This window comes from Pectobacterium sp. S5 (genome assembly GCF_051707265.1).
Classification (GTDB): Bacteria; Pseudomonadota; Gammaproteobacteria; order Enterobacterales; family Enterobacteriaceae; genus Pectobacterium; species Pectobacterium polare.
Window position 1 is genome coordinate 1,266,218 of the sequence record NZ_JAULSZ010000001.1, and the last position, 16,448, is coordinate 1,282,665.

At 51.6% G+C, this 16,448-nt stretch carries 16 protein-coding genes; 1 reads left to right on the forward strand and 15 read right to left on the reverse strand.

The features are described from left to right. Positions 1–80: 80 nt before the first annotated feature. The 15 genes from rnhB to rpsB all read right to left on the reverse strand — a co-directional run bounded on the left by rnhB (position 81) and on the right by rpsB (position 15,272). Entirely contained in the window at positions 81–677 is a 597-nt protein-coding gene (rnhB, locus tag QWJ20_RS05660) for a ribonuclease HII (protein WP_119888380.1), read from the reverse strand. 21 nt (positions 678–698) lie between these two features. Beyond that, the gene (lpxB, locus tag QWJ20_RS05665; protein ID WP_433992050.1) at positions 699–1,850 is read right to left on the reverse strand and encodes a lipid-A-disaccharide synthase; all 1,152 of its coding nucleotides are present in this window, start codon (positions 1,848–1,850) and stop codon (positions 699–701) included. 3 nt (positions 1,851–1,853) lie between these two features. Next, complete coding sequence (gene lpxA / locus QWJ20_RS05670; RefSeq protein ID WP_095701864.1) at positions 1,854–2,642, reverse strand: acyl-ACP--UDP-N-acetylglucosamine O-acyltransferase; 789 nt, start codon at positions 2,640–2,642, stop codon at positions 1,854–1,856. Positions 2,643–2,646: 4 nt separating this feature from the next. Continuing rightward, a complete protein-coding gene (fabZ, locus tag QWJ20_RS05675) occupies positions 2,647–3,102 on the reverse strand; it encodes a 3-hydroxyacyl-ACP dehydratase FabZ (protein WP_010284842.1) in 456 nt (151 codons plus the stop codon). A gap of 101 nt (positions 3,103–3,203) precedes the next feature. Continuing rightward, positions 3,204–4,226, reverse strand: a complete 1,023-nt coding sequence (lpxD, locus tag QWJ20_RS05680) for a UDP-3-O-(3-hydroxymyristoyl)glucosamine N-acyltransferase (RefSeq protein WP_039490407.1) — start codon at positions 4,224–4,226, stop codon at positions 3,204–3,206. A 3-nt stretch (positions 4,227–4,229) separates the two neighbouring features. Continuing rightward, positions 4,230–4,727, reverse strand: coding sequence for a molecular chaperone Skp (skp, locus tag QWJ20_RS05685; RefSeq protein WP_039483875.1), 498 nt, complete (start codon positions 4,725–4,727; stop codon positions 4,230–4,232). A 143-nt stretch (positions 4,728–4,870) separates the two neighbouring features. Then, the gene (bamA, locus tag QWJ20_RS05690) at positions 4,871–7,300 is read right to left on the reverse strand and encodes an outer membrane protein assembly factor BamA (protein WP_095701862.1); all 2,430 of its coding nucleotides are present in this window, start codon (positions 7,298–7,300) and stop codon (positions 4,871–4,873) included. Positions 7,301–7,335: 35 nt separating this feature from the next. Then, positions 7,336–8,691 (reverse strand): sigma E protease regulator RseP, encoded by a 1,356-nt coding sequence (gene rseP, locus QWJ20_RS05695; RefSeq protein ID WP_277513336.1) that lies wholly within the window; start codon positions 8,689–8,691, stop codon positions 7,336–7,338. A 21-nt stretch (positions 8,692–8,712) separates the two neighbouring features. After that, the gene (cdsA, locus tag QWJ20_RS05700) at positions 8,713–9,570 is read right to left on the reverse strand and encodes a phosphatidate cytidylyltransferase (protein ID WP_095701860.1); all 858 of its coding nucleotides are present in this window, start codon (positions 9,568–9,570) and stop codon (positions 8,713–8,715) included. A 9-nt stretch (positions 9,571–9,579) separates the two neighbouring features. Beyond that, positions 9,580–10,341 (reverse strand): (2E,6E)-farnesyl-diphosphate-specific ditrans,polycis-undecaprenyl-diphosphate synthase, encoded by a 762-nt coding sequence (gene ispU / locus QWJ20_RS05705; RefSeq protein WP_014914449.1) that lies wholly within the window; start codon positions 10,339–10,341, stop codon positions 9,580–9,582. Between the two features lie 198 nt (positions 10,342–10,539). Then, positions 10,540–11,736, reverse strand: a complete 1,197-nt coding sequence (gene ispC, locus QWJ20_RS05710) for a 1-deoxy-D-xylulose-5-phosphate reductoisomerase (RefSeq protein WP_095993884.1) — start codon at positions 11,734–11,736, stop codon at positions 10,540–10,542. Between the two features lie 250 nt (positions 11,737–11,986). Continuing rightward, on the reverse strand, positions 11,987–12,544 hold the full coding sequence (gene frr / locus QWJ20_RS05715) for a ribosome recycling factor (protein WP_095701858.1): 558 nt from the start codon (positions 12,542–12,544) through the stop codon (positions 11,987–11,989). Positions 12,545–12,679: 135 nt separating this feature from the next. After that, on the reverse strand, positions 12,680–13,405 hold the full coding sequence (pyrH, locus tag QWJ20_RS05720; RefSeq protein WP_005975910.1) for a UMP kinase: 726 nt from the start codon (positions 13,403–13,405) through the stop codon (positions 12,680–12,682). A 155-nt stretch (positions 13,406–13,560) separates the two neighbouring features. Continuing rightward, positions 13,561–14,412, reverse strand: a complete 852-nt coding sequence (tsf, locus tag QWJ20_RS05725) for a translation elongation factor Ts (protein ID WP_010296401.1) — start codon at positions 14,410–14,412, stop codon at positions 13,561–13,563. A 134-nt stretch (positions 14,413–14,546) separates the two neighbouring features. Then, positions 14,547–15,272: a 30S ribosomal protein S2 gene (gene rpsB / locus QWJ20_RS05730; RefSeq protein ID WP_039483864.1), complete on the reverse strand. Its 726-nt coding sequence runs from the start codon at positions 15,270–15,272 to the stop codon at positions 14,547–14,549. A 344-nt stretch (positions 15,273–15,616) separates the two neighbouring features. Between rpsB and map the strand changes: the two genes are divergently transcribed. Continuing rightward, positions 15,617–16,411, forward strand: coding sequence for a type I methionyl aminopeptidase (gene map, locus QWJ20_RS05735; RefSeq protein WP_014914446.1), 795 nt, complete (start codon positions 15,617–15,619; stop codon positions 16,409–16,411). Positions 16,412–16,448 lie beyond the last annotated feature (37 nt).

Genomic DNA, 16,448 nt, shown 5'->3' on the forward strand with positions numbered 1-16,448 from the left:
ATCCCAGAATTTATCGATTAGTCAGCATGGCAACGGCACACTTACGTGCCCACGCCATACCGAGAGTGAATGATGATGTTTTACGCCAGACCTAATGCACGTTTGACTGGCGCGAAGCTCCGACGGTGAAACTCAGTGGCACCCAGTGCGGCCAGTTTCTCCAAATGAAAAGCCGTTGGATAGCCTTTGTGTTGGGCAAAACCGTAAGCGGGGAAGCGTTGATCTAACTCGACCATCTCACGATCGCGAGTCACCTTCGCCATAATCGAGGCCGCGCTGATTTCTGCCACGCGGCTATCCCCTTTAACGACCGCCTGAGCGGACATCGGCAAGGCCGGGCAACGGTTGCCGTCAATGAGAACAAAATCAGGCACGACAGCCAACCCGGCAACCGCACGCTGCATTGCCAGCATGGTAGCATGCAGGATATTCAGTTGGTCAATCTCTTCCGGTTCCGCACGGCCAAGGCTCCACGCCAATGCCTTCTCTTTGATTTCATCATAGAGCGACAGCCGACGTTTTTCACTCAGCTGTTTGGAATCCGCCAGCCCGACAATTGGCCTAGTCGGGTCAAGAATCACCGCAGCCGTCACGACCGCACCAACCAGAGGGCCACGGCCCACTTCATCAACGCCAGCGATGCAGTTCGCCTGCGGATAGATAAATATTTCACTCATGGTCTTATTAACATGGTTTTATTAACACGGCTTTACTAATTCCAGTACCGCCTGAGCCGCTTGCTCATCGGCATTGCAGCGGATCTGCTGATGCAAATCCACAAACGTCGTGCGTAGCTCAGCCATTTTTTCCTTATCGGCAAACAGCGGCAGCAGCGCTGCGGCCAGCTTATCCGGCGTACAATCGGTCTGTAGCAATTCCGTCACCAGCTCGCACCCAGCCAGCAAATTCGGCAGCGACACCCACGGCGTTTTGACCAGACGCTGTGCTAACCAGAAGGTAAAGGGCTTCATACGATAACCCACAACCATCGGGCATTTAGCCAACATACACTCCAGTGCTGCCGTACCGGATGCCAATAGCGCCGCATCACTGGCAATCATGGCTTCTCGCGCTTGCCCATCCAGTAGATGTACGCGTAGATCGGGCGCCACGCTACTTTTTATCCGCTCGAACTGTTCACGGCGCTTGCTGTTGACCAGCGGAACCACGATTTCCAGATCGGGAAAATGCTGGCGTAGTAACACAGCCGTATTGAGGAAATCTGCGCTAAGCATTTCAACTTCTGCACCGCGACTGCCTGGCAGCAGCGCCAGACAAGGCACATCGGGCGCAATACCCAACGTCGCACGTGCAGCCAGCTTATCGGGATGCAGCGGCATCGCATCAGCCATCGTATGACCGATAAAGCGACAAGGGACATTGAAACGATCGTAAAACGCTTTTTCAAAAGGCAAGAAGGCCAGCACCAGATTGGTCGCTTTACCTATTTTGAAAACGCGTTTTTGACGCCATGCCCACACAGAAGGGCTGACGTAGTGAATAGTATTGATACCGCGCTTTTTGAGGTTGCCCTCCAGCGTGATATTGAAATCAGGTGCATCAATGCCGACGAAGACATCGGGCTGAAGCTCGCTAAAGCGCTGGGTTAAATCCCGCCGAATTTTCAGCAGTCGAGGAAGCCGCTCAAGCACTTCAACAATGCCCATAACGGCCAGTTCTTCCATCTCGTACCAGGCTTCACAGCCTTCGGCCTGCATACGTGGCCCGGCAACGCCGACAAACCGCACATCAGGCACCTTTTCTTTTAGCGCACGGATCAGGCCTGCGCCAAGGATGTCGCCGGAAGTTTCTCCGGCGACCAGCCCAATAGTCAAAGGACGTGATGACATAGATTAACGAATGATGCCGCGAGTAGAACGGGCAAAGAAATCGGTAAACGCCTGCACAGCCGGGTGTTCAGCCGCCAGCGCTTCAATTTCCGGTTTCACTTCGTCCAGCGTTCTACCGCTGCGGTAGAGAAGCTTGTACGCGTTACGAATCGCGTGCAGGGTGTCTTTCTCGAATCCACGACGCTTCAGGCCTTCAATATTCAGGCCAAACGGCGTGGCGTGGTTACCCTGCGCGATAACGTACGGCGGCACGTCTTGCGCCACACCAGAACATCCGCCAACCATGACGTGAGCACCGATAATGCAGAACTGGTGCACGGCCGTCATCCCACCGATAATCGCAAAATCATCGACGGAAACGTGGCCGCCCAGCGTCGCGTTATTCGCCAGAATACAACGGCTGCCCACGACGCAGTCATGTGCGATATGCGTGTTGATCATCAACAAATTATCGCTACCGACTTTAGTCAACCCACCGCCCTGTGCCGTGCCACGATGAATCGTGACGCTTTCACGGATGCGGTTACGATCGCCGATCTCAACGCGGGTCGGTTCCCCAGCGTATTTGAGATCCTGATTCACTTCACCAATTGACGTGAACTGATAGATTTCGTTGTCGCGACCAATTTTAGTGACGCCATTGACGACGACATGTGATTTCAGCACCGTCCCCGCACCGATCTCAACCTGAGAACCGATATAGCAGAAAGGGCCAATATGAACGCCAGCACCAATAATGGCACCGTCTTCAACAATCGAACTAGGGTGAATAAAGGCGGTTTGATCAATCACGTTATCAGGACTCCCGACGGCGAGCACACATCATTGACGCTTCACAGGCCACTTCGCCATCAACTTTGGCAACACCTTTAAAGCGCGCAACGCCGCGACGCTCTTTGATGAATTCAACTTCAAGGATCATTTGATCGCCTGGCTGCACGGGACGCTTAAAGCGCGCTTCGTCCACAGCGGCGAAATAGTACAGCTCACCCGGCTCCAGTTTACCCACGCTTTTAAACGCAAGAATACCGGTGGCCTGAGCCATCGCTTCCAGAATCAGCACGCCGGGAAAAATCGGTTTGCCCGGGAAATGGCCCTGGAAGAAGGGTTCGTTGAAAGAGACGTTTTTCACCGCCCGCAGAAACTTCCCTTCTTCAAAATCCAGTACCCGATCAACCAGCAAAAACGGGAAACGGTGCGGTAATAATTCTAAAATCTCTTCAATATGCAGAGTATGAGTGTCAGTAGTCAAAATACTCTTCCTGTCCATAAAAACTGATGCCATCAACAACACGGCCTGCGCAGACCCTAAATTAGGTGTCTTCAGGCAGGCCGCAAATAAAACGCGAGTGATTAAACGTTATCGACTTTTCGTTCAACGGCTTTCAACCGTTTGCTTATCTCATCAATATTCATCACCAGCGCTGCAGTTTTGCGCCACACTTTGTTGGGTTGCAAAGGAATGCCCGAAGAGTATACCCCAGGTTCTGTGATTGGTCGCATGACCATCCCCATTCCCGTTACCGTCACTTTATCGCAGATCTCCATGTGCCCGTTAATCACGCTGGCACCACCGATCATGCAATAACGACCAATTTTCAAGCTACCCGCCATAATGACGCCACCCGCGACCGCGGTATTGTCGCCAATCACGACGTTGTGCGCAATCTGACATTGGTTATCAATGATAACACCATTGCCAATGACCGTATCATCCAACGCACCACGATCGATGGTTGTGCTCGCGCCAATCTCAACCCGATCGCCAATTCTGACCGTTCCCAACTGCGGGATCTTCACCCAGTTGCCGCGATCGTTGGCATAGCCAAAGCCGTCAGAACCGATCACGGTTCCCGACTGGATCAGGCAATGCTCACCCAGCTCAACGCGGTGATAAATCGTTACATTTGCCCACAAGCGTGTACCGGCACCAATGCGGGCATCTTTGCCGATAAAGCAGCCGGGGCCAATGACAACGCCATCACCCAGCTGTGCACCAGATTCGATGACAGCATTTGCACCAACGGACACGTTCTGGCCCAGCGTCGCGTCTGGAGCAATAACCGCACTCGGCGCAATATCGGTTGCTGGCTGCGGCGTGGTGTCCAGCAGCTGTGCCATGCGCGCATAGGTAAGATAAGGATTCTTCACTACCAACGCAGCAACCTGACAGTAAGGTAAATCCGCTTCCGTCAGCACGACCGCTGACGCTTGCGTCCCGGCCAGTTGCTCACGGTAACGACTGTCGGAAAGAAACGTAATTTGCCCAGTTTTTGCCGAATGCATAGAAGCAACACCGGTGATGACGATATCGCCATCACCGTGTAATTGTGCATCCAACTGTTGAGCTAACGCGTCCAGTCGAATTGAATACATGTATTATTTAACCTGTTTCAGCACATCGGCAGTAATGTCTTTAGCATTGGCGACATACGCAACAGCGTTAGCGTCAATCACAACATCATAACCTTCTTTGGTTGCAACGGCTTTCACCGCATCCTGAATACGGCTCAGGATTTTGTTGCGTTCTTCATTCTGGCGGCGGCGGTTGTCCTGGTCAAAAGCCTGAGCTTTAGTAGAGAACTGCTCGCGCTGCGCCATGACGTCTTTTTCCATTTTGCTGCGATCGCTCGCTTTCATGGTAGAACCATCACGTTGCAGTTTCTGCATCTTGCCCTGTAAATCGTTTTCCATCGATTGCAGTTCAGAAGCACGACCTTTGAATTCGTTTTCCAGCTGTTTGCCAACGGTTTCACGCTGTGGCAGCTGTTGGAAAATGCTGGAAACGTTAACAACGGCAATTTTGTCAGCAGCCTGAACGCTGGCTGAAGCAGCCAATGCTAAACCGAGGCCTGCGGCACATAACCACTTTTTCACTATAAACTCCTCAACCTAACCTAATTTGTGTCTTAACACTTTAATTATGAGCATCGCGTCATGGTATGAACGTCTTATGTTCAACCATTCATATCCATGAACAACGATGCGACATTCCCTGCATACGACCTATTGACGTCACACTACCAGGTTTTGCCAATGTTAAACTGGAATTGTTCCGACTTGTCTCCATCGTACTTTTTAACCGGCTGGGCATAGGAGAAGACCAATGGCCCAAGCGGAGACATCCATTGCAACGCGATACCGCTGGAAACACGGAAGTTGCTCGCCTTGCTGTAATCCGGCACGCCTGCGGCAATCGTTGCAGGTGTATTTTCCCAGTTGGTATCCCATACCGTACCGCCATCAACAAAGAAGGACGTACGTACAGAGCTCGCGTATTTATCGCTGATAAACGGTGTTGGCACGATCAGTTCCGCACTCAATACCGCCATCGCGTTACCGCCAACGGCATCATCCAGATTGGTCGAATCAATCGGACAATTGGAATAAGACGTCGCACCCGCAGCACACCTGTAATACGCCGCTTTAGGACCAATCGTATTCGACTGGAAGCCACGTACCGTACTGGAACCACCAGCATAGAAGTTGTCGTAGAACGGCACTTCTTTGCTACCGATACCATCCGCAAAGCCCGCGCGCGTACGGCCCATCACGACCCAGTTACCGCTGTCGCTCAACGGGTAGTAGCTCGCCGAATCAAACGTCAGTTTGTAGTATTCGTTGTCCGAGCCCGGCACCGCAATCTTGGCATTCGCAGACGCACGTGTTCCTTTCGTCGGGAAGTAGCCGCGATCCAGATTGTTATACGACCATCCGGTATTCAGGAAGAAATCGTTCGCTTTGAAGTCAGCGCTAGATTTATTCCCTTCCTGAACCACGGATGGATTAACACCCACGGAATCCAGATAACGCCACATCGCCACCTGCGGTCTCATATCCGACAGATCGTTATGCACATAATCCAGACCGACACGCAGTGAGTTATTCTCGTTAATCGGGAAGCCCAAGGTACTGCCAACGCCATAGCTCACGTTGGTGTAGTCGGACAGATCGGCGTCAGATGCCTCAAATTTGTTATAGAAGACGCGGCCACCGAGGCTAACGCCATCAACGGTAAAGTACGGGTCAGTCAGTGACAGCTCGACATACGTCTGGTAGTCGTTTTTAGTCCCGCTGATACCAACGGAGTTACCCGTTCCCAGCCAGTTGTCCTGCTGAACCCCAGCCTGGAAGCTCACGCCACTTTCTGTACCGAAACCGACACCAAAGTTGAATGTGCCCGTATTACGCTCTTTGACTTTATACGTTACATCAACCTGATCGGCCACGCCGGGAACGCGCTGCGTTTCTACATCAACGCTTTCAAAGTATCCCAGTCGGTTCAGACGCTCTTTGCCCTGCTCAACCAGATCGTTGCCTAACCAGGCACCTTCCATCTGACGCATTTCACGACGCAGAACAGAGTCTTTAGACGTGTCGTTACCGTCAAAGCGGATATGACGCACATAGAAACGGTTACCCGCATCGACGTTGATGTTTAATCTCACCGTCTTATCTGCATCATTGATTTCCGGCTGTGTAACCACGCGCGGATAGGCATAGCCATAACGACCCAGCAGTTTCTTGATGTCCTCTTCCATCCGGGTCACTTTCGTCCCGTTGTAGAGTTCACCTGGTTCGACCTTCGTCAGCCCTTCGACTTCCGCAGAGTGACCAGCCAGATTACCTTTCACCGTGACGCCTGACAGCTTGTACTGCTCGCCTTCCGTCATATTGATGGTGATATAGATACCTTTTTTATCCGGCGTCAGGCTCACTTGCGTGGAATCGATGTTGAAACGCGCATAGCCGCGATCCAGATAGAAACTCCGTAACGTTTCCAGATCGCCAGACAGTTTTTGTTTCTGATATTTACGATCGCCAACTACGTTCCACCACGGCACTTCATCACGCAGTTGGAAACGGGAAATCAATTCGTCGGAGCTGAACGCTTTGTTACCGACAATATTAATCTGCTGGATCTTGGCGGAAACGCCTTCTGTGAAGACCAGTTTAAGGTCTACACGGTTACGCGGGAGTGGCGTGACAACGGCTTTAACCGACGCACTGTACTTACCCACGCTGTAGTAGAAATCTTCCAGTCCTTTTTCGATGTTGGTGAGCGCCGTGCGGTCTAACGCTTCACCGACGCGCACGCCGGAGGCCTCCAGGTTTTCTTTCAGCATGTCGTCTTTGACGGACTTATTGCCGGAAAACGTGACGCTGGCGATTGTTGGACGTTCTTTCACCTGCACAATCAGCGTTTCGCCATCGCGCAGGACACGAACATCTTCAAAATTTCCGGTCGCAAACAAGGCACGGATGGTGTTACCGATATCATCGTCACCGATGGTATCACCAACGCGGACTGGCATACTGAGTAATGCCGCCCCGACGGCAACCCTTTGCAGGCCCTCGAAATGAATGTCCTTCACTACGAACCCGTCTGCACCGTATACGGTTGCGCTGCTAAACAGCAGCGACGCTATGAGCAACTTTTTGATCGCCATCGTTGTTATGCGTTTTTCCTAACCTAATCCCGCGCCTAGAGACGAGAGAAATCATTGAAAAGTGCGAGTCCCATTAACAACATCAGCAACACTGTACCAATGCGATAGCTAACGTCCTGCACACGCTCAGAAACCGGCCTGCCCTTCAACTTTTCAACCGCAAGAAAGAGCAGGTGTCCACCATCCAATACCGGCAGAGGGAACAGATTGATGATCCCCAAATTGACGCTGATTAAGGCCAAAAACATCAGGTAATAAATCAATCCATAATCTGCTGACATTCCTGCGCCCTGAGCAATCGAAATGGGACCGCTCAGGTTGTTCAGCTTAACATCACCCATAACCAGTTTCCCTAACATACTGACGGTCAATTTCATCAGTTGCCAGGTTTTATCTGTTGCCTGGTAGATCGCGCTGAACGGCCCATACTGGCGCACAGTCCTGTATTCTTCAGGCAGTGGCGTCACGCTTGGCATTACGCCTGCCAGCCCTTCAACTCTGCCACTTCCCACAGATTTGCTGTCTGGCGTTAACGTCAACGGGACTGTTGAGCCGTTGCGTTCCACCTCCAGAGCAATAGATTGCCCGGGGTTATCACGCACGGCGATGACAAAATCACGCCATTGCGCTAGCGCCTGCCCGTCGACTTTAACGATCCTATCTCCGACTTGCAAACCTGCTTTTTCCGCCGCCGAACCCGCCTGCACCTGATGCAATACAGGTTCGATTTGCGGACCACGCGGGATAATCCCGAGCGAGGCCGCAGGATCTTGCTTATCCGGCTCAAACTGCCACTCGCGTAAATCCAGCGTTTTCTGGACGACACGGTCGGAGCCTAAAGGTGCAGTTCCGATCACAACATCGCTATCGCCAATTTTACCGATCAGCGCCAGACGCGCGGTATCCCAATCAGGCGTTTCGATACCATCAACGGACTTTAGTTCCGTTCCCGCCGACATTTCCGCCTGCGCCGCGATGGAGTTGGGCAGTATTTGACCCACGACTGGACGCACGCCCGGTACGCCAATAATAAACACCAGCCAGTACGCGACAATCGCAAACAGAAAATTGGCAATCGGCCCAGCGCTGACAATAGCCGCACGTTGCCAGACCGTTTTACTGTTAAATGACTGGTGACGGAATTCTGGCGCGACCGTGTCGACGCGCTCATCCAGCATCTTCACGTAGCCGCCAAGTGGGATCAGCGCAATCACGAATTCTGTACCGGTGCGATCACGACGACGCCATAGCGCACGTCCGAAACCGACGGAGAAGCGTTCGACCTTCACACCACAGCGGCGCGCTACCCAGAAATGTCCAAATTCATGGACAGTGACCAGCACACCCAGTGCGATGATAAACGCGGCAAGATTCCAGAGAAAACTCAGCATAAATAGCTCTACCGCTTTATTCTAAGCCACTTTAAACAGCAGCAGCATCAGGCAAGAGAACACAGGAACCGCAGCCGTCAGGCTGTCGATACGATCGAGCACGCCACCGTGCCCCGGAATCAAATGGCTACTGTCTTTGATGCCCGCCTCGCGTTTGAACATACTTTCCGTCAAATCACCCAGCACCGAGGCCAGCGCAGCAGCAATAGAACAAATCAACAACGTTGCTGGCGCTACCGTTAACGGCGCATAAAGACTAAACAGCACAGAGATAAGCGCCGAAGTTGCCAGACCACCGAGAAAGCCTTCCCAAGTTTTGCCTGGCGAGACTTTTGGCGCGAGCTTACGCTTACCAAACAGTTTACCGAACATGTAGGCACCGCTGTCCGCGCCCCACACCAGCAACATGACGTACAGCAGCCACCAGGCACCCGCGAATGGGTTAATCGCATAATTGTAATGGCGAAGCGCGACCATGCCCCAGAAAAACGGCACGATCGTCATGATACCGAACACCAACCGCAATGTGCGCGAATGACGCCAGAATGAGGCGGAAGCCGGATAGAACAGAACCAGAAACAGCGCTACACCCCACCACACCAGTGATGACCAGAGCGCGATGCTGATTTGTGGAATATGCACGGAATAATGGTAAGCCGGGAGTGATAACAGCATCAGCGCCAGCAAAAAACCACACAGGATCGCGAGCCATAGGCGTTGGCCATAAGAGGCAAACCCCGCCAGCTGACCCCATTCCCATGCCGCCAGCATACAGACAGCCAGCGTAACAAGCGTGAATCCCAGAGGAGGCAACAAGAAAAGTGCTGCAATAACAATCGGGATCAAAATAAAAGCAGTAATCAGGCGATACTTCAGCAAAAGTTCCCCCTAGGATGCATCAGCATCGATAGGTGTTGTTCCCCCGAAGCGGCGCTCGCGTTGTGCAAAAGCATTCAGCGCACCTTCAAAGACTTGTTCATCGAAATCAGGCCAGAGGACATCAGTAAAGTAAAGTTCAGCATAAGCAATTTGCCACAGAAGAAAATTACTGATGCGGTGTTCTCCACCGGTTCTGATCACCAAATCAACCGGAGCCAGATCATGCAGACAGATGTACTGACATAATGACGCTTCATTAATGCTATCAGGGCGCAGAATGCCTTCCTGCACCTGCTCTGCAAGTTGCCGTACTCCCTGAATAATATCCCAACGGCCGCCATAATTCGCGGCAATATTCAGTGTGAGCCCCTGATTCTTTTCCGTCAGTGCTTCTGAACGGCGGATTCGCTCTTGTAAACGCGGACTGAAGCGGCCGATATCGCCAATGACCCGCAAGCGAACGTTGTGCTTGTGCAGGCTTTTCACTTCGCTGTCCAGCGCTCTAACAAACAGTTCCATGAGTGCGGAAACTTCCTGCGCCGGACGGTTCCAGTTTTCACTGCTAAATGCGTAAAGTGTCAGTGCATCCAGCCCTTGGCTCACTGCAAAACTGACCGACCGTCGCACAGCCTTTACACCAGCCTGATGGCCAAAAATCCGCATTTTCCCCCGGCTTTTCGCCCAGCGACCATTGCCATCCATGATAATGGCAACATGCCGCGGCCCGGCGGGTGGCAGATCGTTAGTATTTTTTTGATTATCGGACGGCATAACGCGTACTTATTTCCTCAAGCAAGAAATACAACAGTTCTTCCGTAACATCAGATCCCGTTAGCGCAAAAAAAGCCGTGAACGATCACGGCTTAGCTTCCCGGTCGATTAAACAACTTTCGCATAATCAACCATTGAGTGGCGCAGACTATACCACCTCCACCGCACATGAACAAATTGTGCCACGGTGGTATCCAGCTATCGCGCGTAATGTGTCAGGGTCTGTGTTGCGACCTGTCTGGCCCAGCGGTCGATAAACAAAACATCATCAACGCTGGCGGGTTCTGGCAATGTAAGTTGTTCAATGACATGCCGATTTACCGCCGCGATATCCGTAAAACGAATCTGCGACTGCAAGAATGCTGCCACTGCAACTTCATTCGCCGCATTCAGTGCCGTGGTGGCCGACTGACCGTGATTACAAGCATCAATAGCGAGCTGTAAGCAAGGATAGCGCGCATAGTCCGGTGCCAAAAATGTCAGCGCGCCAATCTGGCAAAAATCTAACGTTTTTGCACCCGATGTCACACGTTCAGGATAAGCCATTGCATGAGCAATCGGCGTACGCATGTCGGGCGATCCTAACTGCGCCAGAACGCTACCATCACGGTAACGCACCATTGAGTGAATCACTGACTGCGGATGAATAATGACTTCCATCTGTTCGGCAGAAGCATTAAACAACCAGCGTGCTTCGATATACTCCAGCCCTTTGTTCATCATCGTGGCAGAATCAACCGAAATTTTGCGCCCCATTGACCAATTTGGATGCGCACACGCCTGATCCGGCGTCATGTCCGCCAACGCCGACACCGGAGTTTCACGAAACGGACCACCGGAACCGGTCAGAACAATACGTTCGACCCCATGCTGCGACAATGAAGCGTAGCCTAATTGGCGCTGAATTTGCTCAGGTAAACTCTGAAAAATCGCATTATGTTCGCTATCTATCGGTAAAAGCTGTGCGCCACTTTGCGCCACTGCATCCATGAAGAGACGTCCGCAGGTGACCAGCGATTCTTTGTTCGCCAACAAAACCTGTTTTCCGGCATGAATTGCCGCTAGCGTTGGCAATAACCCTGCAGCGCCCACAATCGCGGCCATCACCTGATCGACCCCATCCAATGCAGCAAGGTCACATGCTGCCTGAACCCCAGCCAGCACTTCCGTTTTACAACCATATTCCGCCAACTGCTGGCGCAGGGCAGTTGCAGAGGCTTCATCAGCCATTGAGGCATAGGCGGGTTGGAAAGTGAGGCACTGCTCTAGCATCAACTTGACGTTGTACCCGGCGGATAACGCGCGTACGGCAAATTTATCGGGATTGGCTTTAATCACTGCCAGCGAACTGACGCCAATAGAGCCGGTGGAACCAAGAATTGTCAGTTGCTTCATTAAAAATGCTCTGAATAACCGGATTTGATGACAGGAAGGTACACGAGTCTGAGGCGATTACCATGATATATCTCTGCTATCGATCACAGTCACGATAACCGCAGGCATATACACAGCAAAAAATTGTTTACTACCCAGAGGGGCTAGCCTTCACCCATTCCTTACACGACCATTGTATAAAAAATAAAGCGCCGCAGGAAATAAGGGGGCATCCCACAGATTTCCGGCGACGCAATATTCAACAGGCTGATTAGAACTCCATCAGCTCCGCTTCTTTTTCTGCCAGTGCAACGTCCACTTTCTTAATAAAGTTGTCAGTCAGTTTCTGCACATCGTCCTGAGCGCGACGTTCTTCATCTTCACTGATCGCTTTATCTTTCAGCAGCGCTTTCAGTTTGTCGTTCGCGTCACGGCGCACGTTACGTACGGAGATACGGCCCTGCTCTGCTTCGCCACGAACCACTTTGATCAGATCTTTACGGCGTTCTTCCGTCAGCGGTGGCAGTGGCACACGGATTACGGTGCCAGCAGAAGACGGGTTCAGGCCGAGATCGGAGGCCATGATCGCTTTCTCAACCGCTGGGCCAAGCGAACGATCGAATACCGAAATCGCCAGCGTGCGGGAATCTTCTACGACAACGTTAGCAATCTGACGCAGTGGCGTTGCGCTGCCATAGTATTCAATATGAATGCCATCGAGAATGCTAGGTGACGCACGGCCGGTACGGATTTTGCTGATCTGGTTTTTAAACGCTTCAACACATTTGTCCATGCGCGTTTCAGCATCTTTTCTGATTTCATTAGTCACGTTGTGAACCCTTGAAAACTGGTTGCCTGGCAGGCCATGTCAGTACATGACCCGGTGAATAATTAAGCCAGCGCGCGGCTGGCGTATGGCGCAATACTGGGGAGTATAGTACCCCATAATTGGCGTGAGACGTTATTACTGACTAATCAACGTCCCTTCTTTTTCACCCATGACAACGCGACGCAGTGCGCCAGGTTTGTTCATGTTGAAAACACGGATCGGTAAATTATGGTCGCGTGCCAGCGTGAACGCGGCAAGATCCATCACTTTCAGCTCACGTTCTAACACGTCTTGATAGGTTAGCGTTTCGTACATCGTCGCTGAAGGATCTTGTACCGGATCGGCAGAATAGACGCCATCGACTTTTGTCGCTTTCAAGACGACATCCGCTTCAATCTCAATGCCGCGCAGGCAAGCCGCTGAATCCGTGGTGAAGAAAGGGTTGCCTGTTCCAGCGGAGAAAATCACTACGCGGTTATTACGCAGCAGGCTAATTGCTTCTGCCCAGCTGTAATTGTCACAGACGCCATTCAGGGGAATGGCAGACATCAGACGAGCGTTCACATAGGCACGGTGCAACGCATCACGCATTGCCAGACCATTCATGACGGTCGCCAGCATTCCCATGTGGTCGCCCACAACGCGGTTCATACCCGCTTTAGCCAGACCCGCGCCACGAAACAGGTTACCACCGCCGATAACTACACCGACCTGAATGCCTAACTCAACCAGTTCTTTCACTTCCTGAGCCATGCGATCCAGAATGCTCGCATCGATACCAAAACCTTCAGTTCCCTGTAAAGCTTCGCCACTGAGCTTCAGCAGGATTCGTTGATAGACGGGTTTTGCATTGGTTGCCATGGTGTTCTTATCCTACAGGCTGTCGTCGTATTGGGGGGTTGTAAAAATCAAAACTGCTCCACCCGGCTCCTATCTGAATGCAGGAAACCAAGCGTACTAAAACTCTTTGGGCTGGATAAAAAGGAACCGCCAACTGGCGGCTCTTTTTTTTGCTATTAAGACTGCTTGCTCATTGCTGCAACTTCAGCAGCAAAGTCAGTCTCAACTTTTTCAATACCTTCACCCACTTCGAAACGGATGAAGTTAGTCACGTCAGCGTTGTGCTCTTTCAGCAGTTGACCAACAGACTTGGCTGGATCCATAACGAAAGGCTGGCCAGTCAGAGAAACTTCGCCGGTGAATTTCTTCATACGGCCTTCAACCATTTTCTCTGCGATTTCTTTCGGCTTACCAGACTGCATCGCGATTTCCAACTGAACCTGGTACTCTTTCTCTACCACTTCAGCAGACACGTCTTCTGGCTTAACGAATTCAGGCTTGCTTGCGGCAACGTGCATAGCCAGGTGTTTAACCAGCTCTTCGTCAGCGCCTTTAGCAGCAACCAGAACACCGATGCGCGCACCGTGTTGGTAGTTACCCAGAACTTCGCCTTCCAGAGCAGAAACGCGACGAATGTTGATGTTCTCACCAATTTTCGCAACCAGCGCAACACGCTCTTCTTCGAACTGTGCTTTCAGCACGTCAACGTCAGTGATTTTGCCTGCAACCGCAGCGTCCAGCACTTTGTCAGCAAACGCCTGGAAACCACCGTCTTTAGCAACGAAGTCGGTCTGGCAGTTAACTTCCAGGATCACAGCGTAGTTACCGTCGATCTTAGTCTTGATCACGCCATCAGCAGCAACGTTACCTGCTTTTTTCGCCGCTTTAATCGCGCCGGATTTACGCATGTTTTCGATTGCCAGCTCGATGTCGCCGTTAGCTTCAACCAGCGCCTTCTTACATTCCATCATGCCCGCAGCGGTACGCTCACGCAGCTCTTTTACCAGGGATGCGGTAATTTCAGCCATTCTAAAATCCTCGGAAGATTTTTTCTGCCTGGTCGTCACGACCAAACAGCTTTAAAAGTGAAAAAGGGGCCATAAAAAGGCCCCTAACCAAACTAGTACTACCTGGTTAATAAGGGCTCAACGAGCCAGACTTATTATTCAGCTTCTACTAAGCCTTCTTCTGCCTGCACAGCCAGATCTTGAGAACGGCCTTCGCGGACAGCAGTAGCAACAGCGCTCAGGTACAGGTTAACTGCACGGATTGCGTCATCGTTACCAGGGATGATGAAGTCAACGCCATCTGGATCGGAGTTGGTATCAACCACTGAGAATACCGGAATACCCAGGTTGTTAGCTTCTTTGATTGCGATGTGCTCGTGATCGGCGTCGATAACGAACAGCGCGTCTGGCAGACCGCCCATATCTTTGATACCGCCCAGGCTGTTTTCCAGCTTGTCCAGTTCACGAGTGCGCATCAGCGCCTCTTTTTTGGTCAGCTTGTCGAACGTGCCGTCTTGAGATTGGGTTTCCAGATCTTTCAAACGCTTGATGGACTGACGAACAGTTTTCCAGTTAGTCAGCATACCGCCCAACCAACGATGGTTCACGTAGAACTGATCGCAGTTGTTGGCCGCATCTTTTACCGCTTCGCTTGCTGCGCGCTTGGTACCAACGAACAGAATTTTGCCTTTGCGAGAAGCAATTTTGCCCAGCTCAGCCAAAGCGTCGTTGAACATTGGTACAGTTTTTTCAAGGTTGATGATGTGAACTTTGTTACGTGCACCGAAGATGAATGGCTTCATTTTCGGGTTCCAGTAACGGGTCTGGTGACCAAAGTGTACGCCAGCCTTGAGCATATCGCGCATGGAAACAGTTGCCATGATTACCTCTATTAATTAAGTATGGGGTTATGCCTCCACATGTCCCATTGCGCCGACCCCATCCGGTGAAACACCTCAGGAGCACCCCGGCGAACGTGCCGACATGTGTGTGTTATTTACACAAAGTGAGTTTAGTCGATGTCGTTGAATATCGTATAACCGATATCCAGCCGGATCATCGGCGCGCTTTATACCATAAATCCCCCAGCGACACCAACATTTGTTATTCAATCGTCCACAAATCAGAATGATAGTTTGGCAAGCCAACGGCATGGCTGGTAACATAAGTTATTAGTTATCGCTTTTAATTTTTGTGCTTAACAGGCACCTGCGGACAATCATCAATGGCAATTTCAATTAAAACTCCTGAAGACATCGAAAAAATGCGCGTAGCTGGCCGTCTGGCTGCCGAAGTCCTGGAAATCATCGAACCCCACGTGGTGCCGGGCGTGAGTACTGCCGAATTAGACAGAATCTGTCACGATCACATCACCAACAAGCAGCAAGCCATTTCTGCTTGTCTGGGCTACCACGGCTTCCCGAAATCCGTCTGCATCTCCATCAACGAAGTGGTGTGCCACGGCATTCCTAGCGAAGAACGCATTTTGAAAGACGGCGATATCGTCAACATCGACGTCACCGTAATCAAAGACGACTTCCACGGCGATACGTCAAAAATGTTTATCGTCGGCAAACCAACCATTCTGGGTGAGCGCCTCTGCCGCATCACGCAGGAAAGTCTCTATCTGGCGCTGAAAATGGTTAAGCCGGGCATTCGCCTGCGCACGTTGGGCAAAGCGATCCAGCAGTTTGCGGAAGGGAATAACTTCTCCGTGGTGCGTGAGTATTGTGGTCACGGCATCGGCAAAGGCTTCCACGAAGAGCCACAGGTTCTGCACTACGATGCAGACGACGGTGGCGTCGTGCTGCAAGCAGGTATGGCATTCACGATCGAGCCTATGCTCAATGCGGGTGATTACCGCATCCGTACGATGAAAGACGGCTGGACGGTAAAAACCAAAGATCGCAGCTTGTCGGCACAGTACGAGCATACTATTGTGGTAACCGATAACGGCTGCGAAATAATGACGTTGCGAAAGGATGACACCATCCCCAACATCATCACGCATGAACAGTAAACACTAAGCCGGCAGACGCCGGCTTTTTTATGGGCTG

Excerpts from the sequence above, each read along its gene's own strand:
- rnhB (WP_119888380.1), bottom strand. The coding sequence starts at position 677 with ATGAGTGAAATATTTATCTATCCGCAGGCGAACTGCATCGCTGGCGTT.
- lpxB (WP_433992050.1), bottom strand. The coding sequence starts at position 1,850 with ATGTCATCACGTCCTTTGACTATTGGGCTGGTCGCCGGAGAAACTTCC.
- lpxD (WP_039490407.1), bottom strand. The coding sequence starts at position 4,226 with ATGTATTCAATTCGACTGGACGCGTTAGCTCAACAGTTGGATGCACAA.
- bamA (WP_095701862.1), bottom strand. The coding sequence starts at position 7,300 with ATGGCGATCAAAAAGTTGCTCATAGCGTCGCTGCTGTTTAGCAGCGCA.
- rseP (WP_277513336.1), bottom strand. The coding sequence starts at position 8,691 with ATGCTGAGTTTTCTCTGGAATCTTGCCGCGTTTATCATCGCACTGGGT.
- ispU (WP_014914449.1), bottom strand. The coding sequence starts at position 10,341 with ATGCCGTCCGATAATCAAAAAAATACTAACGATCTGCCACCCGCCGGG.
- ispC (WP_095993884.1), bottom strand. The coding sequence starts at position 11,736 with ATGAAGCAACTGACAATTCTTGGTTCCACCGGCTCTATTGGCGTCAGT.
- pyrH (WP_005975910.1), bottom strand. The coding sequence starts at position 13,405 with ATGGCAACCAATGCAAAACCCGTCTATCAACGAATCCTGCTGAAGCTC.
- tsf (WP_010296401.1), bottom strand. The coding sequence starts at position 14,412 with ATGGCTGAAATTACCGCATCCCTGGTAAAAGAGCTGCGTGAGCGTACC.
- rpsB (WP_039483864.1), bottom strand. The coding sequence starts at position 15,272 with ATGGCAACTGTTTCCATGCGCGATATGCTCAAGGCTGGCGTACACTTT.
- map (WP_014914446.1), top strand. The coding sequence starts at position 15,617 with ATGGCAATTTCAATTAAAACTCCTGAAGACATCGAAAAAATGCGCGTA.